At 55.6% G+C, this 3,632-nt stretch carries 4 protein-coding genes; 2 read left to right on the forward strand and 2 right to left on the reverse strand.

Annotated features, from left to right (window positions below; translation table 11 throughout):
* Window positions 1-348: 348 nt before the first annotated feature.
* Window positions 349-1,596: a cytochrome P450 gene (locus GGR44_RS16620; protein ID WP_183956612.1), complete on the forward strand. Its 1,248-nt coding sequence runs from the start codon at window positions 349-351 to the stop codon at window positions 1,594-1,596.
* 298 nt (window positions 1,597-1,894) lie between these two features.
* On the opposite strand, the gene GGR44_RS16625 is transcribed toward GGR44_RS16620, so the two are convergent.
* Both GGR44_RS16625 and GGR44_RS16630 read right to left on the reverse strand, forming a co-directional pair.
* Entirely contained in the window at window positions 1,895-2,191 is a 297-nt protein-coding gene (locus tag GGR44_RS16625) for a type II toxin-antitoxin system RelE/ParE family toxin (RefSeq protein ID WP_183956613.1), read from the reverse strand.
* Window positions 2,188-2,430 carry a type II toxin-antitoxin system ParD family antitoxin gene (locus GGR44_RS16630; RefSeq protein ID WP_183956614.1) on the reverse strand — a complete coding sequence of 81 codons (243 nt, stop codon included), beginning with the start codon at window positions 2,428-2,430 and terminating at the stop codon, window positions 2,188-2,190. Before GGR44_RS16630 ends, GGR44_RS16625 begins: the two co-directional genes overlap by 4 nt.
* A gap of 536 nt (window positions 2,431-2,966) precedes the next feature.
* On the opposite strand from GGR44_RS16630, the gene GGR44_RS16635 reads away from it, so the two are divergent.
* Entirely contained in the window at window positions 2,967-3,470 is a 504-nt protein-coding gene (locus GGR44_RS16635) for a hypothetical protein (RefSeq protein WP_183956615.1), read from the forward strand.
* Window positions 3,471-3,632 lie beyond the last annotated feature (162 nt).

The following is a 3,632-nucleotide window of genomic DNA, read 5'->3' on the forward strand; positions in this document are numbered from 1 at the left end:
GCTCCCTTGGTGGATCGTGACAATCACACCGTGGAGGATCGGGCCAATCCGAATCAAACCCTCAACAGAGCGCCGTCCACACCATCACCGTAATTTCAACTGGCACCGTAATTTTCACCGTAATTCCCCACCAATTCCCCGTAATTCCTGCCTTTTTGCCGGCGCTCCACTCGCCCTAACCGGGCGTTGAATTATTGTCTTTTACGATAATCACTGGGAAGCCTAAACGCAATCGACAGGTGGCCGATGGCCATGAGGCCGGTCTAACGCTCAGCTAGGGGCACTGCGCTTGATGTGAGGCGTGGGGAGCTACAGTCATATACGTTGTATACGTTGGAGGAGAATATCGTGTCGATAGCCACTGTCCTCACTAAGCCCGAGATACCGGAACTCGACCCCGATCGATTTATCGACATCGATCTCTTTGGTCAGGACATCAAAGCTAACGCTCCCACCTATTTCGCGGAATGGGCAACGAGGCCTCCGTTCTACGCGATGGTTCAGGGTCATGTCCATGTCGTCATCTGCCGTCATCACCAAGTGCAATGGGCGTTAAGGACGCACGAGATTATCAGCGCGGTGCCCCATCCGGGTTGGGGAACGGATCTCTTCGACTATTTCAATGGCTTGCCGCTGGTCGTCGACTTTGATCCGCCGGAGCATTCAAGGATGCGCCGTCTCATGCAGCCGGGCTTTGCTCCGAATCGCGTTGCCAAGCTGAAGCCGCTCATCGACTCGATGGTTGACGAGCTAGCGAACGTCATGGCGCAAAAAAGGCATTTCAACATGGTGACCGACTTCGCCGGTCCACTCATGTATCAGATCCTGCTCGGCGGTGTGTTTGAGTTCAAGTCAGATGACTGGCCGCTCTTCATCAATCTGTCGAATGCGCTGGAACTCGTCGCGACTGTCCCGCCAGGCGCGCCCAAGCCGCCGGAATATTTGGCCGCGTTCAACGCCGTCTATGAATTTTGCGGCAAACTGATCGAGGAGCGGCGTATCGACCCCAGGGATGATCTTGTCGGCTCGGTTATTGCGGCGCATGACGACGAGGGGAAAATTTCGATCGAGGAGCTCTTCTCGACTTTGGTCCAACTCTTCACGGCGGGGCTCGGCACGGTGCCTGCGACCTCGTCGAACGCGGTATTGCGGTTGTTGCGGCATCCGGATCAGCTTGAACTGCTGCGAAAAGACCCGTCGCTGCTGAATATCGCCCTCGAAGAATGCATGCGCGTGGACTGTCTCGGGAACTTCCGCCATCGCTTCGTGGTCAAGGAACACGTGATCGATGGCACGCCCATCTACCCTGGCATGGTCGCTCACCTCTCATTAGGCGCCGCGAACTACGATCCCGATAAATACCCGGACCCGACCCGTTTCGACATCACCCGCGACCCGCGCGACATTCTGACTTTCGGCTTCGGTCCCCATCTGTGCCCCGGCAACAGCCTGGCACGCATGATGACCCGCGCAATCGTAAGCCGCCTGATTTTCGGATTCCCCAATCTGCGGCTGACCGACCCTGACGAAGTGATCGTCTATGGCGGGATGCCGACGGAGCGCTTCCCGACCAATGTCAACCTGAGTGTGGACTGACGGCATCCGGCCACCGGCCGGAACAATGTCGGACTGAATACATGAGCAGGGAGAGGATCGACGTGCTGTTTGGAGATTTGAAGGGGCGGGTCGCCATCATCACCGGGTCGGCGGCAAACATCGGGGAGGCATGTGCGCGGGCGCTGGCCGGGGCAGGCGCAAGCGTCTTGCTGCGAATTACGGCGCCACTTTACCAAATATATCTCATTCTCCCGCCTTCGGTCCGCGCTTTCGAGGCTTGAGCTGCCGCCCTGTCCGAGCATCGGGCTGGTCGGGCCACGCATCCTCGCCGGGCGATCTACTCGCCGTCCAGCCAGTCCTCGCGGGTATGACGGACGCGCAGAATGATGATGCCGCCATCAGCCTGGTCATCATAGAAAATGAGGTGCGACTGGAACCGGCGTGCGCGCGCCGGCGGATTCAACTCGTCGCGCAGGCGCGCGGACTTCGGATGTTCAGCCAGAAATTGGAAGCAGCCGATCAGCCCATCGCGATAGGCGAGCGCCTGCTCAATCCCGAAAGTCTCGATGGTATAGGCTGCGATCTGCGCAAGGTCGCGTTCAGCCGCTTTCGACAGCGTGTAGGAGGGCGTCAACTTCCCGGCACGCGCGCAGCCGCGTCAGCGAAGATATCCTCTACGCTGCGCGTGCTGGCGCCGCTGGCCCGGCCCTCATCGACAAGCGCCTGCATATGCGCGATCTTCATTGCGCGTTCCTGATCCCGGCGGATCAGGTCACGCACATAATCGCTGGCGTTGCTGTAACGCCCGGTTTCCGCCTGGCTTTCAACCCAATGCTTCATCGGGTCCGGCAGAGAGATGTTCATCGTCGCCATGCAATGCCCCCAATCAGCTATACCCTACGGGAATTGGCAAAGATTGTCAATTTTTGGCAGTGGGTCATGTTGGTCGCGGTCCGCCTCTCGTCGACGACACCAGGGGTTCCGGCTCCAGATCGAGTTAGTTCTGTATGACGGCGACAGATTACTTGAGCCCCCAATTGTGCGGGGAACGCCGCGACCCACAGCTATAATTGTTGGGGCGGTGCGGTGCAGGGTGAAGCTGGACCCCGGCTCGGGGCGGGGTGGCGATGTGTCGTGGGGCTGGCGGCTGGCGTGATGCTGTGCGGGGATCGTGGCGGCTTCCTCGTTCTGGCGTCGATCTGGGCGCGGGTGGGATGTGCGACCGCGCTATTTTGTGTATTTAGTAAACTGGCACCGTAAATCGTATTTAAATCGTATTTAGTAAACTGGCACCGTAAATCGGGCACCGTAAATCGTAATTCCCGGCACCGTAATTCCGTAATTCTGATGGGGAACCAAACAGCGTTTAGCTACGTGCTAATAGCTCCAAAATATGGAAACAAACAGCCATGAGGGCAATTTCTATAGTTTTCTTCATCTTATCGGGATGCTTGCCTCCCCAAGGCGGAGAAAGTAGCAAGAAATCTTGGGAAATCCCGGATGGAAATTTTCATTGCATCGACTTAGGCCGAATAAACTCGGACTTTAGTGTGGTAAGATCGTCAACAGACAAGTGTTCAATAGAAGTAAAAGATCGGACTATCGCTTTTCGGGTCATAGAATATTTTTCAAAATACGAGCAGCTGTCTTGTTCAAATTATGTCGTAGAAAAATATTTCTCACACGGTGATAGTGAAAGAGAGATGCGTAAGAAGAATGTCGAGTTTGCTTTCGAGTTGTCTTTCAAAAATCGCCCAAGCCAAATTTTTTCGTTGCAATGTGGAAATAATTTGGTGGGGGATCAATACGAACGCGAATCAATTGATGGACCATCATTTATTGCGGCTTCTGGCAATGAAGTTACCGTAATGTGGGACACTAATTTGTTCCTTTCCACAAGGATTACACCGTAGGCTGGCCCCCGCTGGACGCCGATTGCAAATCCCCATTCCCGAATTAGAATTACGGTAGAATTACGGGATTACGGTGATGGTGTGGACGGCGCTCTGTTGAGGGTTTGATTCGGATTGGCCCGATCCTCCACGGTGTGATTGTCACGATCCACCAAGGGAGCA

The sequence above is a fragment of the Sphingobium fontiphilum genome (assembly GCF_014196635.1).
GTDB lineage: Bacteria > Pseudomonadota > Alphaproteobacteria > Sphingomonadales > Sphingomonadaceae > Sphingobium > Sphingobium fontiphilum.